Genomic DNA, 18,235 nt, shown 5'->3' with positions numbered 1-18,235 from the left:
CGGTTCTCTCGCTCTCAGCGCCACAAAGGCAGTTTGAGGCAAGTTTCAACTGGAATAGTGATTTCATGGCTACGAAGAAGACACAGCAGAATAGTGACCTCTCCCTGGACATGCCGGGCAATGAAGCCGATCTGGATCAGGCTATCGACGATCTGCGCGGCGTGTTGAAGAAAGATACGGACGGCGACTTTCCGCAGTTCGGCGACGACCTGCAGAACGATGCTTTCGCAGCAGGAACGGACCTCTCGCCATTCGGCGGTGATGCCGGCGAAACATCCTTCGGCGGTGCCGATTTCGCAGGAAGCGATTTCGGGGGCGGCGATTTCGGCGACGATGCTGCCGGCACCGGTGCAGCAGGCTTTCCCAGCCTCGACGCTGCGCCGAGCTTCGGCGGCAATTCCTTCCAGTCCGCTCCGGCACCGCTCGGCAGCGCGCTGAACTCGAACTTCGACCTGATCATGGACATTCCTATCGATGTCCAGATCGTGCTCGGGACGAGCCGCATGCAGGTTTCCGGCCTGATGAACCTCACCGAGGGTGCCACTATCGCGCTCGACAAGAAGATCGGCGAGCCGGTCGAAATAATGGTGAACGGCCGCAGGATTGCACGCGGCGAGATTACGGTTCTTGATAACGACGACACGCGATTCGGTGTAAAACTGATAGAAGTTTTGAGCACGAAAAAAGCCTGATCCCTGTGTGGGACGGAGAGGTTAGACCATGATGGACTTTGACGATTTCGGCGGCGCACTTGCCGGGAAACCGTTGACCCAGGCTGAAAAGGCGGCGGCAGTTCTTCTCGCTATGGGGAAGGGGGTCGCCGGCCGGCTGCTGAAATATTTTACGCAGGCCGAGTTGCAGACCATTATCGGATCTGCCCAGGCGCTTCGTGCGATCCCGCCGGACGAGCTCCTCCAGCTCGTCAGCGAATTCGAAGATCTCTTCACCGAAGGCGCGGGTCTGATGGACAACGCCAAGGCGATCGAAGCCATCCTCGAGGAAGGGCTGACCCCTGACGAAGTCGACAGCCTTCTCGGCCGCCGCACCGCTTTCCAGGCCTACGAAACCTCCATCTGGGATCGTCTGGCCGAGGCGGAACCTGCTTTCGTCGCCCAGTTCCTGTTGCGCGAACACCCCCAGACCGTTGCGTATATCCTGTCCATGATGCCCTCGTCCTTCGGCGCGAAGGTATTGCTGCAGCTTCCCGACAACCGTCGTGCCGACATCATGAACCGCACGGTCAACATGAAGAGTGTCAGCCCGAAGGCTGCACAAATCATCGAAAACCAGGTGATGACGCTGCTTGCCGAGATCGACGCAGAACGCAACGCATCGGGCTCCACCAAGGTCGCCGACCTGATGAACGAGATGGACAAGCCACAGGTCGATACGCTGCTCACCTCGCTCGAATCGATCAATCGCGAAGCGGTCAACAAGGTTCGTCCGAAGATCTTCCTTTTCGAAGATCTCATGTTCATGCCGCAGCGCAGCCGCGTCATGCTGCTCAACGACATCTCGACCGACGTCCTCACAGTCGCCTTGCGTGGCGCATCGGCGGAAATCCGCGAATCGGTTCTTTCCTCCATCAGTCCGCGCCAGCGCCGCATGATCGAATCGGATCTTCAAAGCGGCATGGCCGGCGTCAATCCGCGCGAGATCGCGATTGCACGGCGCGCCGTGGCGCAGGAAGCGATTCGCCTGGCCAATGCCGGCCAGATCGAGCTCAAGGAAAAGGAAGGCGGTCCGGCGGCCGCCTAAATCATCGCAGCTGTTGACAATTCGACTGGCCGGCAAGGCGGCGGTTGATCGACAAGACGCACACGTCTACCCTTCCTGGAAACGGGCCGCGCTTTAGCAGCGGCCTTTTTCTTTGACGGAGGGCCGCAGACTTGGCCGATGAAGACAAGGACAGCAAAACAGAAGCCCCTACCGCGAAAAAGCGGTCTGATGCTGCCGAAAAAGGTAATACCCCCCACTCGCGTGAAATTTCGATCTTCACGACGATTCTCGCGACCTTCATCTACCTCGTCTTCTTCCTTCCCAGCGCAACGTCGCACATGGCCGAGACCCTGCGCGACATCTTCGAGCAGCCAGACCAGTGGAAGATCGAAACCGGACCTGACGTCATCTCGCTCTTTGTGAAGCTCGGCTGGGCCGTTGCGGCGCTTCTTGCCCCGGCCTTCATCATGTTCATAGTGTTCGGTATCGCCTCGTCCGTCTTCCAGAACCTGCCAACACCGGTTCTCGAACGCATCCGTCCTCAGGCTTCGCGTATTTCGCCCGTCAAGGGATGGTCGCGGCTCTTCAGCGTCCAGGGGCTCGTCGAATTCGGCAAGTCGCTGTTCAAGGTGGTCGTCGTCGGAGTGATTCTCTTCTTCGTCCTTAGAAGCGAATATTTCGGCTCGATCGATGCGATGTTCTCCGACCCGCAGACGATCATGGTTCGCATGATGACGGCCATGCGCAAGATCATCATCGTGATGCTGATCGCCACCGCCATCGTCGCCATCGCCGACGTGTTCTGGACGCGCTACCACTGGTTCACCGAACTGAAGATGACGAAGCACGAGGTGAAGGAAGAAAACAAGCAGTCGCAGGGCGACCCGTTCGTCAAGAGCAGACAGCGCTCCGTCATGCGTGACCGCGCCCGCCGGCGCATGATCGCCAGCGTTCAGCGCGCCACCCTCGTCATCGCCAACCCGACGCACTATGCCGTGGCGCTGCGCTACGTGCGCGAGGAAAACGATGCGCCGGTCGTCCTGGCCAAGGGCCAGGACCTTATTGCGTTGAAAATCAGAGAGATCGCCGAAGAGAACAGCATTCCCGTGTTCGAGGATCCACCTCTCGCACGCTCCATGTTTGCGCAAGTCTCGGTGGATAGTGTCATACCGTCAGTCTTCTATAAGGCCGTCGCGGAACTCATTCACCGGGTTTACGCCGCGGAGGCCAAGAACAAACGGGTAAGATAAGTCGAATGAAAAAATGCCCCTACTCTGCCCAGCGTGAAAAAATCCTTGCAGAAGCAATCAGCCCGGTCGCAACCGAGCTCCGGCTTCTGGACGCATCCGATCTGATTTCTCTGCTGCGTTTCGAGTATTACGGCAATCTCGCCGACCTCGTCGCCTCCGCAGCGGAACTGTTTTTCCATCCCGGCACCGTCAACTTCGGCCTGGGAGGAAATTATACGCTGGAATGGGGCGGCAAGCCCGAAGTCGTGCTCGATCTGGAAATCAAGCCGCGCGGCGTGACCGTCTATGCGCAGCTGACGCTGGCCGAGGACCATGCCGGTATCGAGATCAATCATATTTCCTTCCAGAACGCTTCCAGCGATCCGGACGCAAACACGGCTTTTCTGCAAAGAAGCCTGCACGAAGCGCGCTATATCGTGGCAAAGCCACAGGCGCTCGCCGGCTAAAGCAGTTTACGCTTGGGAATATCAGGCCCGGCCCGCAAGGCGCCGGGCTTTGCCGTTCTTTAGCTGATGTAGCCGAGCCGGATCGCCTTGGCGATCGCCTGGATACGGTTGACCGAATCAAGCTTGATGGTGGCCGAGCCGAGATAGGCGTTCACCGTGTGGACGGAAAGGCCGAGCTTGTCGGCGATTTCTTCGCTGATGCGGCCGTCGCCGGCAAGCTGAAGGCAGGCGATCTCACGCTCGCTCAGCGCTTCCGTTGCCGCCGCACGACGTTCGTCAAGCGACAGCAGGTCCATCATGACATTGCAGCATCGGCCGTGCAGCTCGATGATCGTGTCGCTCAGGGGATCGAGATCGTCGCCCGTGAAGAGCACGAAGCCGTTGCCGATAGCGCCGAGACGCACCGGAAAGGCAAGACCGGAGAAAGGGACCACCCCGTCTTTCAGCCTCACCATGAAAGGTGAGAAGTCGGCAGGACCCGGAGCCGCGCGATCATGGCTGCCCGCCCAGAACAGCGGCAGCAGCGAACGATCGATGTGATCGAGCAAAGCCTCGCCATGGGCATCGACAAAGGCCTTGCCGAAGCCGGCATTCGAGGGACCCCAGTTTTCCAGCTCGCAGATCAGTCGCTGCTTTGCCGGCACGCCGGAACCTGTGACACGAAAGACAGCGAAACCTTGCGCATCCGCGAGCTTCTGCATGGCAATCAGGCGCGGAAAAAGGTCAGACCGGCTGGAAATCCTGTTCACGCGCACCATGCGCATCTGGTCCGTATTGCCTATCGCCCTGCCTGGTTGATGCCCCATAATTCCCCTCAAACGAGATTGTTGCGAACGGCGAAGGCTATCGCCTCGGAACGCGTCTTCGTTGCAGTCTTGCGCATCACGCTGGTAATATAGTTATTGATGGTATTCCGGGAGATACCGAGGATCATGGCGATCTCGTCGCTTGTCTTGCCTTCCGCGATCCAGAAGAGACATTCCAGCTCCCGCTCCGTCAGCTCGAAATCGCGATCGACCTTCGTGCCCCCGCACCGAAGGAAGCTTGCGAAATAGCCTGCAAGAAGGCCCACGTCCCGGAGACGTTCCGGCGAAAGCACGAAACCTTCCCTGAACAGGAACATCAATGCCAACCGAGATCGGCCGACATTGAAGGTCAGAGAGCAATATTGCCGGCTTGCGCCGTGTGGCACTTCAACGCTGTCGGGCAAAAGCGCGAAGCCCGGCTGCAGCACCTGCATGCATTTTTCGAATTCGGTCGAGCGCGCATAGCCGGATACCAGGTCATTGGCGACCTCCTTCACCAGATCGAAAGGCCAGTCGGACGACACGATAAAGTCCAGACCGCTTTCCTGGATGAGGTCACAGCGCGCCATCAGATAGTGCATGGCACCGACATATTCGGTCAGCGCCTGCAAGCCGGCTTGCAACTTGCCGGTTTCGGCGATGATGCGCAGACGATTGATCAGCTCGTGGCGCGGCAGAAGATCCGGCACATTGGCGCCGACGAAGTTCGCCATTTGCTTCTCGCCTCTATTCGCCTGAAATGTGTCCATATCCATTAGCAGTGACCTGCGGCTGAGAAACTATCGATTCTCGCAAAGAAGTTCTGTTTTAGGAAAAGGATTCAAACACATGCCCCACGCGAATCCCATTTCGAATCACTTAAGGGTAAGCCAACCACCGCAAATCACCATCTCCGACTTCTGGGGATTTACTTTTGTGGCCTTCCATGCGGTGATTCGACCACCATTCCACTCTCGCGAATATAGATAAAGTAGGATGATTCTGGCTTTGGCCGCAATGTTCCTCGCCTTATGCGCGAGTGGGGCTGCGCGGAATTATCGGTCTGAATGGCGTAATTATCACAGTTCCGGCTAGGGACGCGCCGAAACCGATCGCCCAACGGAAGCAAATATCAAACGCGTGAAAGCAACGACCTGTTGTTCTATTGGAAGCATACTTACGTCGTCCGCCTTATTCAGGGCTTCAGCGTCGCGAAGACGACGCCATCTCTTTGCCGCAGGATCTCTACATCCGAATTCTTCGTTACAAAGTAATCGGGTCCTTACGGGCCGGCTACCGGTGCCGATAACGTTTCCGTTACTGATCGGTCTATCCACAGCTGAAAAAGAAAAAGGCCGGTTTCCCGGCCTTTGTTATCATGCAGCTTCGTCGATGGCCCATTTTCTGAGGATCTTCGCAGCGCGTTCCTCGTTGATCTCCACCATACGGGCAAGCTTGCGTTCCGGACCTTCCTTGACGCGGCGGTTGAAGTTGCCGTCGTCGTCGCCGAGACTGAGCAGATCCTCGGTACTGTCGAAGCCGAAGTCGGAGCCGAAGCCATCCATGAGAGCACCGCCCGCCGCAGCACCCGCCGGTGCGAAGTCGGGAAGTTCCAGGCCGGCCGATTCCGGAGTGGCGTCGCCGAAGACTGCGGCGGAGGATGTACCCGAGCCGCTGACGGTGCGGATGAGAGGACGCACGCCCAGCCAGATCACCACGAAGGCTACCGCAACGAAGGCCAGCGAGTTGATGATGCCTGCGAGGTTGCGGCTCAGCATATCCATGACATGGACACCGCCGTTAGCATCGTCGAGCAGCTGGTTTTCGAGGAAATCCATCGGGGTGACGGTGATGACGTCGCCGCGGTTCGGATCGATGCCGGCGGCCGAGGCGACGATCTTCTGCATCTCGGCAACATAGGCGTCAATCTTGGCCTGGTCGGCGGGCTCGCCTACCATCTTGGCGATACGGCCCTTGTTGACGACGACGGCGACCGAGAGCTTTTCGACCCGGTAGCTGTTGCGCGTGGTGGCCGTGGTCTTGCTGTTGATTTCGTAGTTGGTCTGTTCTTCCCGCTTGTCGGACTTGTCCTGCGATTGCGGACCATTTGCGCCGCCGGCCTGCGGGGCCGCCTGCGGAATGTTCTGCTCGACCGTCGTCGCATTGTCGGACTGATTCTGCTGCGACTGCTGTGCTTCCTTCGTGGAGCGAACGGAGCGCTCGACCTTGGATTCCGGATCGTAGGTGGTTTCCTGGATCTGCTGGGCGTCGGTGTTGAGATTGGCCGTGACGCTGGAGCGGAAGTTGTCCATGCCGAGGAAAGGTGCGAGCGCCTTGTCGATGTTGGATTCGACTTCCTGCTGGACATTCTGGACGATGTTGAGCGAGCGGTTCAGCGTGCCGTTGGCGGCATCATCGCCGGAAGCGAGAAGCTGGCCGGCCGAATCGAGGATCGTCACGTCAGCGACATCGAGCCCCGGCACGGCCGAGGCGACGAGATGGCGGATCGAGGTGGCCGCGTTTCGTCCTGTCGCGGCGCTGGCGCGAATCATGACGGAAGCCGTCGGCTTCTGTTCGGCCTTCCGGAAGTTGCCGACCTCGGGCATGACGATGTGGACGCGTGCGGCGGTGATGCCTGAGATCGACTGGATGGTGCGGGCGATTTCACCTTCGAGCGCGCGGACGCGGGTCACTTCCTGCATGAAGGAGGTGAGGCCGAGCGAGCCGACATTGTCGAAGAGTTCGTAGCCGGCATTGGCGCTGTTCGGCAGGCCACGCTCTGCAAGCAGCAGACGGGCCTTGCCGGTCATGCCGGCCGGTACGGTGATGCTGGAGCCATCTGTCCCGACCTGGAAATCGACATTGCTTTCAGCGAGCGCCATGCTGATCTGATTGAGATCAGTCGTCTCCAGGCCGACATAAAGCGTTTCCTGGGCCGGTTTGTTGACGAAAATTGCGGCCGCCAGGATGATTGCGATGGAAGCGGCGCCGACCCCACCAAGGATCATCAAACGCGTCCGCCCAAGGGAACCAAAGTTCTTAATAATCTGAACTAATTGATTTAACAGATTCATTCTGTTCTCGCACGATCCGTCAAAGACAAAGCAGGCTTATTGCCTCATTTGACGAATAGACGCCGAAACTTGTGCGAGCGTTTCGTTCAGCGCATCTAGGAGAATTGCAGTATCAGAAGAAATCGAAGTCGCCAGCAGCCTTGCTGAGCGGCTGGGAGTGGCCGTGGCGCGTACCGCCGCCGAGCGCTTTCTGCATCTCGGCAAGCTTGACGAGGCTGAGTGCGGTCGCGACATCGATCGACCAGTTATGCGGAATTTCACCGGTGATGGTGTCGATGAACTCGGCGAGGCCGCGTGATTTCTGCACGGCGAGATCGATACCCTGCATCACCTTCATGCTATCGGGAGAATTGAGGATTTCCGAGCCGCCCAGTTCGATCAGCTGAGGTTCGATCCGTTCGATCAGGTAGGCAACGTCGTGAAGCTCGGAGACAATGCGCATCAATACGTCGCTGAGCGCCTCAACCGGCGATGGCGGCTCGATCATCGGTGTAAAAGTCATATAAAAATCCTCGCCATTAAAAGAATTCGATACTGGTCTCGGCGGGCTTTTGCGGAGCGGCGGGGCGCTGCTCGAGAGCGACAGTTCTCTGGGTTTCGGCGCCGGTCAGGGGGTATTGCCGGGCACGGCCGGACACCGGCCAGTATTCGATCTTGCGTCCATGCTCACCGCCCGTGCTGGAGCTGACCACCGGAATGCCTTCATCTCGAAGGAACTGCATGGCGAAGGCTGCGTTCTGCTCGCCGACATTCGAGAATGTCGAGATCGTCTTCGCTCCTCCGAAGATCTTGGCCTCCAGCCGGTCGCGCCGCGCGCCCTTTTTCAGGAGGCCGTTAATCAGCAGTTCCATGAGATGCACGCCGTAGCGCGTGGCATCGCCGCCGGTCATCGGGGTGTTGCCTGTCCCCGGCAGCAGGAAGTGGTTCATGCCGCCGACACCTGCGACGGGATCTCTGAGGCAGGCTGCCACGCACGAGCCAAGGATGGTCGAAAGCACCGCATCCGGATCACTCAAGACCTTGTATTCACCCTGAATGATGTGCACGCGGCGGGCCGCACCCTCAGTGATCATTTCAGGGCTCCAAACACGGCTTCGATGGCCGCTTTCATCTTTTCGATGGTGAAGGGCTTCGCCAGAACGTTGTTTGCGCCAAGCTGCGCTGCCTTGGTCACCAGCGCACGGTCGCCCTGTGCGGTGAGGATGATGAAGGCCGCCTTCTTGGTGTTCGGGTTGCTGCGCACGGCCTGAAGGAAGCCGATGCCATCCATCTTCGGCATGTTGAAGTCGGAGATGACGAGATGATGGGGCTGCTCCGCCATGATCTTCATGCCCTGCTCGCCATCGCCGGCAGAGGTGATCTGCTTGAAGCCCAGCTGCGTCAGAGCGTCGCTGAGCAGCAAGCGGCTTGTAACCTGATCGTCAACGATCAGAACTTTGATTTTCTCCGCGATCGACATTATTCTGTCCCTTCCTTTCGGGCGGCTGTCATTTTCAGTATCTCTTCGCCGATAGCAGTCAGCGGTAGCTGCTGCTCAACTGCGCCAAGTTCGTAGGCAACTCTTGGCATTCCGTAAACAACGCAGGTTTTTTCGTTCTGACCGAGCGTTCTTGCCCCTGCGTGGCGCATTTTCAACAGCCCGGCGGCGCCATCGCGCCCCATGCCGGTAAGGATAACGCCAACGGCATTGCGCCCGGCGAGTTCGGCAACCGAATCGAAGAGCACGTCGACCGACGGGCGGTGGCCATTGACCGGCGCCCGTTCCACCAGCCGGCAGCAGGGCGCCGATGCATTGGAGACCTGCAGATGACGTTCGCCGCCGGGTGCGAGATAGACCTTGCCGATCTCGAGACGGGCGCCATCGGTCGCTTCCTCCACGACCGGCGCACAGAGGCGGTTCAGCCGCTCGGAAAAGCTCTTCGTGAAGGTCGGCGGCATATGCTGAGTAATGACGGTCGGCGGGCAATTCGCCGGGAATTTCTGCAGCACGGCGATCAGGGCTTCAACGCCACCGGTCGAAGAACCGATCGCGACGATCTTGCGGCCGACGCGGAAATCGGCCACTGCGGTCGGTATGACAGCGGCAGGCATGGCCGGCTTGGCGAAATTGCGCTGTGTGCGGGCGGCGGCCTTCACCTTCTCGATGAGGTCGCCGAATGGGCGCGGCTCGCCCGGCTGCGGTTTGCCGACGCAATCGAAGGCACCGATTTCGAGGGCGGCGAGTGTCGCCTCCGCGCCGCGATGCGTCATGGTCGAGACCATGATGACGGGCATGGGCCGCAGGCGCATGATTTTCTCGAGGAACTCGAGACCGTTCATGTTCGGCATCTCGATATCGAGCGTCACCACATCCGGGTTCAGCCGCTTGATCGCCTCGCGCGCTTCCAGGGCATCGCCGGCCTGACCGATGACATCGACTTCGGGATCCGAGCTCAAAACGGCCGAGATCAGGCCGCGCATGGTCGGCGAGTCGTCAACGACGAGAACTCTTGCCGGAGCGCTCATGCCTTCCTCCCGATACCCTTGGTCGTATAGCGATAGGTGGTGATGCCGATATTGTCGAAGACGTTCTTGGCTTCGCCCGAAACTCGCTCGGAGTGGCCGATATAGAGATGACCCCCTTCCGGCAGCAGGCCGGCGAAGCGCTGCCAGATCTTCATCTGCGTCGGCTCGTCGAAATAGATGACGACGTTGCGGCAGAAGATGACGTCGAACTTGCCCTTGAACGGCCACTGGGCCATCAGGTTCAGCTCGTTGTAGGTGATGAGACGCTTCACGCGGTCGTCGACCTGGTACTTGCGGCGCCCCTGCATCTCGACCTCGGTAAACCATTGCTTACGCATGGCAGGCGAGACGGTTTCCAGCGCGTTTTCATCGTAGGCACCGGTACGGGCGACCGCGAGGATCTTCGGGTCGATGTCGGTCGCGAGAATCTTGAAGTCGTAGTCGGCGACATTCGGCATCATTGAGAGGACGGTCAGCGCGATCGAATAGGGCTCCTGCCCATCCGAGGACGCAGCCGACCATATCCGCACACGGCCGCCGGCACGCGCCCGGTTCAGAAGATCGGGCAGGACGTGGTCGCGCAAGTGTTCGAAATGATGGTTCTCGCGGAAGAAGCGCGTGAAATTTGTCGTCAGGTGCGACAGCATCTCGCGCCGGGCGGCAGCACCGGCCGGCGAGGCGACAAGATCGCAATATTCGCGAAAGCCCGAAAGGCCGAGATTGCGGATGTGCTTCGACAGACGAGAGTAGACCAGCGAAGCCTTCGTCTCATTGAGAAAGATGCCGGCATCCGCATAGATCATGGCGGCGATTTCCGAGAGATCGCGGCGCGTCAGCGGGTATTCGCCGCTCGCCAGAACCTCGTCGGCACCAGGCTGCCTCTGATCTTTTACGCCAAGTGCATTCATGCGGCTTCGCTTTCGGTATCTGGGAACAGGGCTTCGAGTTCGATCAGGCAGATCATTCGCTTTTCGATCGAGAGAATGCCGCGAGCGAACTGACGCTGAAGGTCCGAGGAGATCTCGGGTGTCGGCTGAATGTCATCGTCGGTGACGGTCAGGATGTCGGAAACAGCATCGACCAGCAGGCCCACCACCTTGTGGTGGACCTGGGCGACGATGATGACGTGACGGGCACTCGGATCGGTCGGCTTCATGCCGAGCCGGGCCGACAGATCGATGATCGGCAGCACTGCACCACGCAGATTGATGACGCCCACCATATAGGATGGCGAGTGTGGCATTCCGGTCGCCGGGGTCCAGCCCCGGATCTCGCGGACCGCCATGATGTTCACGCAGAATTCCTGATCGCCGATGCGGAATGCGATAAGCTCGTTTCCGCCGAGGGTCAGATTTTTCGCCGTGTACGACATTGCCTCTTATCCTACTGCCGCCAGAGACATTTCCGCCTTGAGGGACTGTCCGCGCGAGGCGCCGACCACCGCATCCACGTCCAGGATGAGGGCCACGCGACCGTCACCGAGGATGGTTGCGGCAGCGATGCCCGGAACGTGGGTGTAGTTCGCCTCGAGGCTCTTGATAACGACCTGACGCTGCCCCTGGATCGCATCGACCATGAGGGCGCGCTGACCGCCGCCTTCGGATTCGACGAGAAGGGCGACACCTTCGACCGGGTTTGCCTGGGTGGCGCGGAAGTTCAGGATGCGACCGACATCGACCAGCGGGCAGAAGGAATTGCGGATCGAGATCAGCCGGTGGCTCGCACCGAAGGAGTGGATCGCGGCGGCTTCCGGCTGCAGGGTTTCGACGATGGCCGTCAGCGGCACGACCAGCGTCTGGCCGGCGACCGTGACCACCATGCCGTCGAGAACAGCGAGCGTCAGCGGCAGGCTCATCGTGAAGACGGAACCATGGCCCGGCTTCGAGGTGATGTTGATGCGACCGCCGAGCGCCTGGATCGAGCGCTTGACGACGTCCATGCCGACACCGCGACCGGAAATGTCGGAGATCTTGTCGGCCGTAGAGAAGCCCGGCAGGAAGATCAGGTTATCGATTTCCTCATCCGACAGGTTGGCGTCAGGCGAAATCAGCTCGTTGGCGATCGCCTTCTGGCGGACCTTCTCGCGGTTGATGCCGGCGCCGTCGTCGGCCAGTTCGATCAGGATGCGGCCCGAACGATGTTTTGCCGTCAGGCGGACCGTGCCTTCGGTGTTCTTGCCGGCAGCAGCACGCTTTTCAGGCGTTTCGATACCGTGGTCGACGGCGTTGCGGATCATGTGCGTCAGCGGCTCGGCCAGCTTGTCGATGACCGTCTTGTCCACTTCGGTGTTTTCACCTTCAGTGATCAGGCGGATCGACTTGCCGGTCATGTCGGCAATTTCGCGGACGATACGCGACATGCGCTGGAAGACCGGCTTCACGGGCTGGGCGCGGATCGCCATGACCGAGTCCTGGATCTCGCGGGTGAGCTGCTGCAGCTCTTCGAGGCCCATATTGATCGAGGACGTGCCGGTCGTATCGTTTTCGATGACGCTCTGGGAGAGCATCGCCTGGTTGATGACAAGCTCGCCGACGAGGTTGATCAGGCGGTCGACGCGATCGAGATCGACGCGGATCGTCTGGCCGGCGCTGGCAGCGGCATTGTTCTGGGCGGCAGCACTTGCTGCTGCAGCCGCAGCGGCGGCAGCCGATTCCTTCTTTTCGACACGGGCGGCAGCAGCAGCCATCTGCGTGACGTTGGTCGCCGTTTCGGCAGCAGCAACGGCCGCGGCCGTATCGTCGGCCGTGGTCTCGGCAGCAGCCGGTGCTTCAGAGGCACCGCCATCATCCAGGATCGAGAGATCGAACGGGACCGGGATCATCGGCAGTTCTTCATTGGTGTCGCCGGGCTTGCTGTCCTCTGCCGGCCTTACGGTCAGATCGCAATCCCATTCGGCGAATTCGAAGACCGAGCGGATGGCGTCTTCGCCCTTGTCCGTCTTGATCGTGATGTTCCAGAAGAAATAGGCGCCTTCCGGATCGATCTCATCGAGGCCGGGCAGAGCATCGGTGTTGCAATAGATGCTCATCTCGCCGAGGCGGGAGAGATCACGCAGCAGAAGGGTGGCGTCATTACCCTTTGAATAGAGTTCGAAGCGCGGCTTGAAGATGATTTCATAGGCCGGCAGATCGATCGGCTTCTCTTCACCGCCGAAATCGTCGAAGGAGAAGGGGATCGGCTGGAAGCCGCTATCGTCGGTCGGCTTCGGAGTCGGGGCTGCGGCAGCCGGAGCAGCAGCGGCCTTGGGAACCGGCTTCGGTGCGGGCGCCTCGGAAACTGCCGAGGGAGACGGCATCTCGCCGTGGGCAAGCGCTTCCAGTTCCTTGACCAGGCCGCGGCTTCTGCTTTCATCGACGCTGCCGCCATCGCGGGCAGCATTGGTCAGGTCGGCGAGCACGTCGGCCGACTTCAGCATGACCTTCAGGACGTCCTGGTTCGGCTCAAGCTTGTTGGAACGAACGCAATCAAGTGTGGTCTCGAAGACGTGGGCGAAGGCGACGAGGTCATCCAGACCGAAGGCACCGGCACCGCCCTTGATCGAATGGACCGCGCGGAAAACCGCATTGACGGTTTCCGGGTCGCGATCGCCATCATTCATTTTCAGGAGACCGGATTCCAGTTCGGCGAGCTGTTCCTCGCACTCCTGGAAAAAGATCTCTTTGATTTCGTTCATATCCATAGGAGCAAATCCTGGGCTTTTTAGGCGGTTACACGCTCGATGGCATCGATCAGCTTGGCGGGGTCGAAGGGCTTGACGATCCAGCCGGTGGCACCAGCCTGGCGGGCACGGTTCTTCTTTTCCGCGTCGCTTTCAGTGGTCAGCACCAGGATCGGGATCGCACGGTACTTCTCGTTGCGACGGACACCTTCGATGAAGCCGAAGCCGTCGAGGCGCGGCATGTTGATGTCGGTGACAATGACGTCAGGATTGGACTCTTCGAGAACCTCGAGGCCTTCAACGCCGTCTTCAGCCTGGATCGTCTCGAAACCCGCGTTGTTCAGGGTTACGAGAAGCATGTTCCGGATGGTACGGGAATCGTCCACCGTCAATACTTTCTTCTTCATTGCCGGATCTCCTTGGCAAGCAGATGGTCGATGTCGACGCCAACCAACTGCATGGTTTTCGTGAATGCGTCGGACACCTTCGAGAAGGTGATCGACTGCTTGTCCTGGTCCCAGGTCTTCTCGGCGGCCATCAGAACCTGGGCGCAAAGAGCGCCGATGCGTTCGACTGCCGAAGCATCGATCGCCAGAGGGTTTCCGCGCATGGAGAGAAGCTTGTCGCGCAATGCGGACGCCTCATTGAGATCAAGAACCGCTGGCAACTCCAGCGTCTTGGCACTCTTCTTTGCTGCCATCAGCTTTTCCTTGTCCCCTTGTCCCCAACCCGCGAAAGCGAGCCGGCGTCATAATCCGATAGGTTAGTAAACATTCCGCCCACCTCCCGCTCTCGCGACAGGCAACGGCATGGTAAAATCGTCGTTTTCGTATTCGTCTTCGACCGCTTCCGGACGCGCCGCGATCGCAACCTGCTGGGGCGGGGCGGCACGTGCCGGCTGCGGCCGGGTTGCATAAGTGTTTTCACGGGCAATGCGGAATTCACGGATCGTCTGGCCAAGCTCGAGAATGACCGTGTAGAGGTGATCGGCGCCTTCGGCAGAACGCTCGGCGAAGCTTGCATTGTCTGCCACTTCGCCGCCGAGACCCTTTACATCGGCAGTCGCGGCTTCGAGGCCGGCGGCATGTTCACCGGTCTCGCTGGCGATATTGGCGATCGCGGCGTTGATGTCAGTCACCTGGCGGACGATGCTGGCAATCGAATCCTGCGTGCGTCCGACCATCTGAACGCCGGCATCGACCTGCGTCTTGGTGGTGGTCACCAGCGTCTTGATTTCACGGGCCGCTTCTGCGGAGCGCTGGGCGAGTGCCCGCACTTCCTGCGCCACGACGGCAAAGCCGCGGCCAGATTCGCCGGCGCGTGCGGCTTCGATGCCAGCATTCAGGGCAAGCAGGTTCGTCTGGAAGGCGATCTCGTCGATCGCGCCGATAATCTGGCCGATCTTCTCCGCAGACTGTTCGATATCAGCCATGGCGTTGATTGCCCGGCCGACGACCTCGCCGCTTTCCTCGACGGCCGCACGGGTAGCGGCAGCAGCCTTTTCGGCGGCGCGGCTGCCGGCAGCACCCTCGCGGACCCGCTCGGCAATGCCGGCAAGGGCGGCAGCGGAAAGCTGCAGGCGCCCGGCCTGACCGGAGGCATTGCCGGCAAAGCTGCGGGATGCGCCGGCAAGCAATTGTGTTCCGGCTTCGGCCTTCGCATTGCGCTCGGCAATCGCAGCAAATTCCGTCTGGAGGTTGTCGAGGGCCGCGTTCAGCGCTGCAGCAATGTCGGCGTGAGCGCCATCGACCGGTGCGCGCTGCGTCAAGTCCCGGGCTGACAGGCTTTCTATGACGTCACTGAAGATACGGGCGATTTCCGCCTCACCTTCGGCACGCTGATCGGCGAGTACGCGCTGCTGCGTGGCGCGCAGCGCATTGAAACGCAGCGAGACGGCGATTTCGACATCGACCATCACGATACGGAGGATCGATGTCATCAGGTCGGTGATCTCGCGAGCACGACGCTTGGCCGATGGCAGGACCGGGCGGCCGGCCAGTTCATCGGCGAGACCGGAAATCACGTGCTCCAGCATGACGCCGTGGCCTGCCACGTGCCAGCGGGGATCCAGGCCGATCTTGCTTTCGGTATCGGAGAGAACCTTGACGCGTTCCGCGTAGAGGCTGTCGAAACGTGCATCCGTCAACACATCCCAGTGTGAGGATTGCAGATCGTGAAGGCGCTCGATCTGACGCTCGCTTTCGAAATTGCGCGCGGCATCCGGGAAAGACTGGAAACGATGGAAGAGATCGCGCAGGCCGGCCTTCAGATGAGCTTCAAGGGCAGGCCGATTACGGCGGACCATCTCGCACTGGTCGGTGTCGAGACCTGCAAAGCGCAGGCGATCACGCAGGCTGCCTGCCTGTGCTCCCCGAGCCTGATCTGATGGCATATCCTGCCCCAACGCCTGTCCCCAACCACTTTCCGGGCTAACCCGGCCAAAAACTTTTGACGTTTCCGAAGAACGCTACGCACGGAGACCGTCTTCGCCATCGGTAACGACCGACGGACTGAAGCCTCCTGATCAGCAATTCTGTTTCGGAGCTGCCTGAAGAGATGGATACCGGATCGACCCGGTACGGCGGGGCGGCGTCATGCCTGGTGGGAACGAGTGCATCTTCCCATTCCGACGTGTAACTCAATGTTTATGGTTAATTCCTTGCTTGAAGGTTAATAAGCCCTTCGCGTCGATAGCTTTTGAAACAATTCGCCAGACTTGACCTAGTAAATACTGGCACAGAGTTGCATCGCTGCTACAAGGCACACGCAAGCTCTATGTTATAGAGCCGATTTGAAGAGCCTGACATGATGTCAACAAGGAAAGAGAAATGATAGTTCTCGGAATGGGTTCCTGCCTGATCGCGATTGCGATCGCCGCGGCCATCACCCTCCTCGATGTGATCGCGGCACACCGCGACAGCCGCACTCTTCGCGTCTTCTAAGACGCCGCCCTCCGACGCTCCTTACCTTTCCCGTTGGCAGCCCGATACCGTTGGTGTATCGACACGCGCTCCTGTGTCAGCGGAAGTAACCAATTAATGTCAGCTCGGACCGGCCTCTTCATCATTCTGGCGTTCACGATTTTCCGCCTCGTGACGCTTCATTTTGATACAACGGATCTGTTCGTCGATGAGGCGCAATACTGGTTCTGGTCTCAGAATCTCGATTTCGGCTATTATTCAAAACCGCCGATGATCGCCTGGGTGCTCAGGATCTTTACCGAGCTTACCGGCTCCAGCGACATTTACTGGCTGCGGTTTCCCGGCCCTCTCTTCCACATGGCAACCGCGCTGGTGCTGATGAAAATGGCGAAGCGCTTCATCGGGCCGGAGATCGAAGGCTGGGTCGGCGCGACCTATATCACGCTGCCGGCGGTTGCGCTTTCCTCTGTCTTCTTTTCCACCGACGTCATCCTGCTCTTCTTCATAGGCATTGCGCTCATTGCCTATTTCGAGTTGATGCGGCGTCGCTCTGTCGGGCTGGCTCTCCTCATGGGTGTCGGCGTCGGGCTGGCGTTCCTGACGAAATATGCCGTGCTCTTCCTTGTGCCGGGCGGCGCGATCGCGATGCTGCTCATTCCGGCGGCGCGCATCTCGGTGCGCGATTTCATCATCGGGGTCGTTACATCGGCAGTCGTCGCCGTCCCGAACCTCTGGTGGAACCTCCAGAACAACAATACGACGGTGCGCCACACGCAGGATATCGCCCACTGGAGCGATCTCGGCATCAATATCCGCGGCGGGCTGGAATTCTTCTCGGCGCAGTTTGGCGTCGTCGGCCCGATCGTCTTCTTTGCCATGCTCTGGGCCGTCTGGAACATGATCCGCGGCCGCAGCGAGCCGCGCGAGAAGATACTCGTCTGGCTGTCGATCCCGGTCGTGCTGCTCATTACCTTGCAGGCGACAATTGCCAAAGCCTATGCCAACTGGGCCGTAACGGCCTATGTGGCAGGCATCGTGCTGGCCGTCTGGGTGCTTTATCGCCTGTGGCCGAAGGGGCTCAGAACATCGCTCACCATCAATGGCATTGCCTGCCTGCTCTTCCCTTTCGCACCGATCTTCTCGCATCAACTGGTGCTGCCCAACGGCAAGGAAGTCATGGAACGCTATCTCGGCCGGTCCGAAGTCAGCCGTGAGGCTGCCGACCTTGCAGCGCAGGCCGGCGCCGGCATCATCGTCACCGACAACAGGGACATGGTCGCCGACCTCTTCCACACTCTGCGGGATACGTCCTACAAGATCTATGCCCGTCCGCCGGCCGATCTGCCGGACAGCTATTACGAGCAAGAATTCGCCCTGCCGGCCGATACCAGCGGGCAAGTCCTATTCCTTACTTCCAAGCCGCTGAACTGCGCAAACGAAACGCCGGAAATGCTGAAAAGCTGGCAGCCGGAAAAAGGTAACTACAAAGGCGATACGATCTATGTCTACAAGGTCGGCGCGGCCTGCCTGATGCGGCCCTGAGGAAGTTCAATTCACGGGGCCGGGCAGGCAGAGGCCGGTTCCGCAGCCTTCTATTTCGATAAATTTTACGCCGCCCTCCTCGAAGGCAAGGCGCAACTGTGCCTCCGTCGCGCGATGGATTTCGTGATGACGGCCTTCATAGTCGCGGATCGTGCTGCGGGAGACGGCTGCCTTGTCAGCAAGATCCGTCTGAGTCCAATCAAGCAGCCCACGAGCCGCTCGGCACAAAGCGGGCGTCAGAATTGTTTCTTTTGCACCTTGACCCATAATTCCAAGCCGCCCATATTGGTCGATATAAATCATATATGTCATGTTTTGAACAGGATTTCCAGACC

At 59.6% G+C, this 18,235-nt stretch carries 19 protein-coding genes; 5 read left to right on the top strand and 14 right to left on the bottom strand.

Annotation, left to right across the window (positions count from 1 at the left end):
• Positions 1–65 precede the first annotated feature (65 nt).
• The 4 genes from fliN to FHT93_RS13850 all read left to right on the top strand — a co-directional run bounded on the left by fliN (position 66) and on the right by FHT93_RS13850 (position 3,415).
• A complete protein-coding gene (gene fliN / locus FHT93_RS13865) occupies positions 66–692 on the top strand; it encodes a flagellar motor switch protein FliN (RefSeq protein WP_112541532.1) in 627 nt (208 codons plus the stop codon).
• Between the two features lie 28 nt (positions 693–720).
• Positions 721–1,758: a flagellar motor switch protein FliG gene (fliG, locus tag FHT93_RS13860; protein ID WP_112969854.1), complete on the top strand. Its 1,038-nt coding sequence runs from the start codon at positions 721–723 to the stop codon at positions 1,756–1,758.
• Positions 1,759–1,889: 131 nt separating this feature from the next.
• On the top strand, positions 1,890–2,969 hold the full coding sequence (flhB, locus tag FHT93_RS13855) for a flagellar biosynthesis protein FlhB (RefSeq protein WP_112969855.1): 1,080 nt from the start codon (positions 1,890–1,892) through the stop codon (positions 2,967–2,969).
• A 5-nt stretch (positions 2,970–2,974) separates the two neighbouring features.
• Positions 2,975–3,415, top strand: coding sequence for a hypothetical protein (locus FHT93_RS13850; protein WP_112541535.1), 441 nt, complete (start codon positions 2,975–2,977; stop codon positions 3,413–3,415).
• A 59-nt stretch (positions 3,416–3,474) separates the two neighbouring features.
• On the opposite strand, the gene FHT93_RS13845 is transcribed toward FHT93_RS13850, so the two are convergent.
• From FHT93_RS13845 to FHT93_RS13785, 13 genes are all read right to left on the bottom strand, one after another.
• On the bottom strand, positions 3,475–4,221 hold the full coding sequence (locus FHT93_RS13845) for a helix-turn-helix transcriptional regulator (RefSeq protein WP_112541536.1): 747 nt from the start codon (positions 4,219–4,221) through the stop codon (positions 3,475–3,477).
• Positions 4,222–4,229: 8 nt separating this feature from the next.
• The gene (locus FHT93_RS13840) at positions 4,230–4,976 is read right to left on the bottom strand and encodes a helix-turn-helix transcriptional regulator (RefSeq protein WP_112541537.1); all 747 of its coding nucleotides are present in this window, start codon (positions 4,974–4,976) and stop codon (positions 4,230–4,232) included.
• A gap of 600 nt (positions 4,977–5,576) precedes the next feature.
• A complete protein-coding gene (gene fliF, locus FHT93_RS13835) occupies positions 5,577–7,274 on the bottom strand; it encodes a flagellar basal-body MS-ring/collar protein FliF (RefSeq protein WP_112969856.1) in 1,698 nt (565 codons plus the stop codon).
• 112 nt (positions 7,275–7,386) lie between these two features.
• Positions 7,387–7,776 carry a hypothetical protein gene (locus FHT93_RS13830; RefSeq protein ID WP_112541539.1) on the bottom strand — a complete coding sequence of 130 codons (390 nt, stop codon included), beginning with the start codon at positions 7,774–7,776 and terminating at the stop codon, positions 7,387–7,389.
• Between the two features lie 16 nt (positions 7,777–7,792).
• Positions 7,793–8,347 carry a chemoreceptor glutamine deamidase CheD gene (gene cheD, locus FHT93_RS13825; protein WP_112541540.1) on the bottom strand — a complete coding sequence of 185 codons (555 nt, stop codon included), beginning with the start codon at positions 8,345–8,347 and terminating at the stop codon, positions 7,793–7,795.
• Positions 8,344–8,733, bottom strand: coding sequence for a response regulator (locus FHT93_RS13820; RefSeq protein WP_007816129.1), 390 nt, complete (start codon positions 8,731–8,733; stop codon positions 8,344–8,346). Before FHT93_RS13820 ends, cheD begins: the two co-directional genes overlap by 4 nt.
• Positions 8,733–9,779, bottom strand: a complete 1,047-nt coding sequence (gene cheB, locus FHT93_RS13815; protein ID WP_183847985.1) for a protein-glutamate O-methylesterase CheB — start codon at positions 9,777–9,779, stop codon at positions 8,733–8,735. Before cheB ends, FHT93_RS13820 begins: the two co-directional genes overlap by 1 nt.
• A complete protein-coding gene (gene cheR, locus FHT93_RS13810) occupies positions 9,776–10,687 on the bottom strand; it encodes a protein-glutamate O-methyltransferase CheR (RefSeq protein ID WP_112541542.1) in 912 nt (303 codons plus the stop codon). Before cheR ends, cheB begins: the two co-directional genes overlap by 4 nt.
• On the bottom strand, positions 10,684–11,151 hold the full coding sequence (locus FHT93_RS13805; protein WP_112541543.1) for a chemotaxis protein CheW: 468 nt from the start codon (positions 11,149–11,151) through the stop codon (positions 10,684–10,686). Before FHT93_RS13805 ends, cheR begins: the two co-directional genes overlap by 4 nt.
• 6 nt (positions 11,152–11,157) lie before the next feature.
• A complete protein-coding gene (locus FHT93_RS13800; RefSeq protein WP_183847983.1) occupies positions 11,158–13,458 on the bottom strand; it encodes a chemotaxis protein CheA in 2,301 nt (766 codons plus the stop codon).
• A 20-nt stretch (positions 13,459–13,478) separates the two neighbouring features.
• Positions 13,479–13,844, bottom strand: a complete 366-nt coding sequence (gene cheY1, locus FHT93_RS13795; RefSeq protein WP_003570362.1) for a chemotaxis response regulator CheY1 — start codon at positions 13,842–13,844, stop codon at positions 13,479–13,481.
• Positions 13,841–14,137, bottom strand: a complete 297-nt coding sequence (locus FHT93_RS13790) for an STAS domain-containing protein (RefSeq protein ID WP_112541545.1) — start codon at positions 14,135–14,137, stop codon at positions 13,841–13,843. The genes cheY1 and FHT93_RS13790 overlap by 4 nt, the downstream gene beginning before the upstream one ends.
• Before the next feature lie 63 nt (positions 14,138–14,200).
• Positions 14,201–15,829 (bottom strand): globin-coupled sensor protein, encoded by a 1,629-nt coding sequence (locus FHT93_RS13785; RefSeq protein WP_183847981.1) that lies wholly within the window; start codon positions 15,827–15,829, stop codon positions 14,201–14,203.
• A 646-nt stretch (positions 15,830–16,475) separates the two neighbouring features.
• On the opposite strand from FHT93_RS13785, the gene FHT93_RS13780 reads away from it, so the two are divergent.
• A complete protein-coding gene (locus tag FHT93_RS13780) occupies positions 16,476–17,900 on the top strand; it encodes a glycosyltransferase family 39 protein (protein WP_183847979.1) in 1,425 nt (474 codons plus the stop codon).
• A gap of 6 nt (positions 17,901–17,906) precedes the next feature.
• Here FHT93_RS13780 and FHT93_RS13775 read toward each other — a convergent pair whose 3' ends face one another.
• A complete protein-coding gene (locus FHT93_RS13775) occupies positions 17,907–18,212 on the bottom strand; it encodes a helix-turn-helix transcriptional regulator (protein ID WP_113012953.1) in 306 nt (101 codons plus the stop codon).
• Between the last annotated feature and the right edge of the window lie 23 nt (positions 18,213–18,235).

It is taken from the genome of Rhizobium sp. BK379, from assembly GCF_014193955.1.
Lineage (GTDB): Bacteria > Pseudomonadota > Alphaproteobacteria > Rhizobiales > Rhizobiaceae > Rhizobium.
This window is presented reverse-complemented; position numbering and strand designations above follow the sequence as displayed.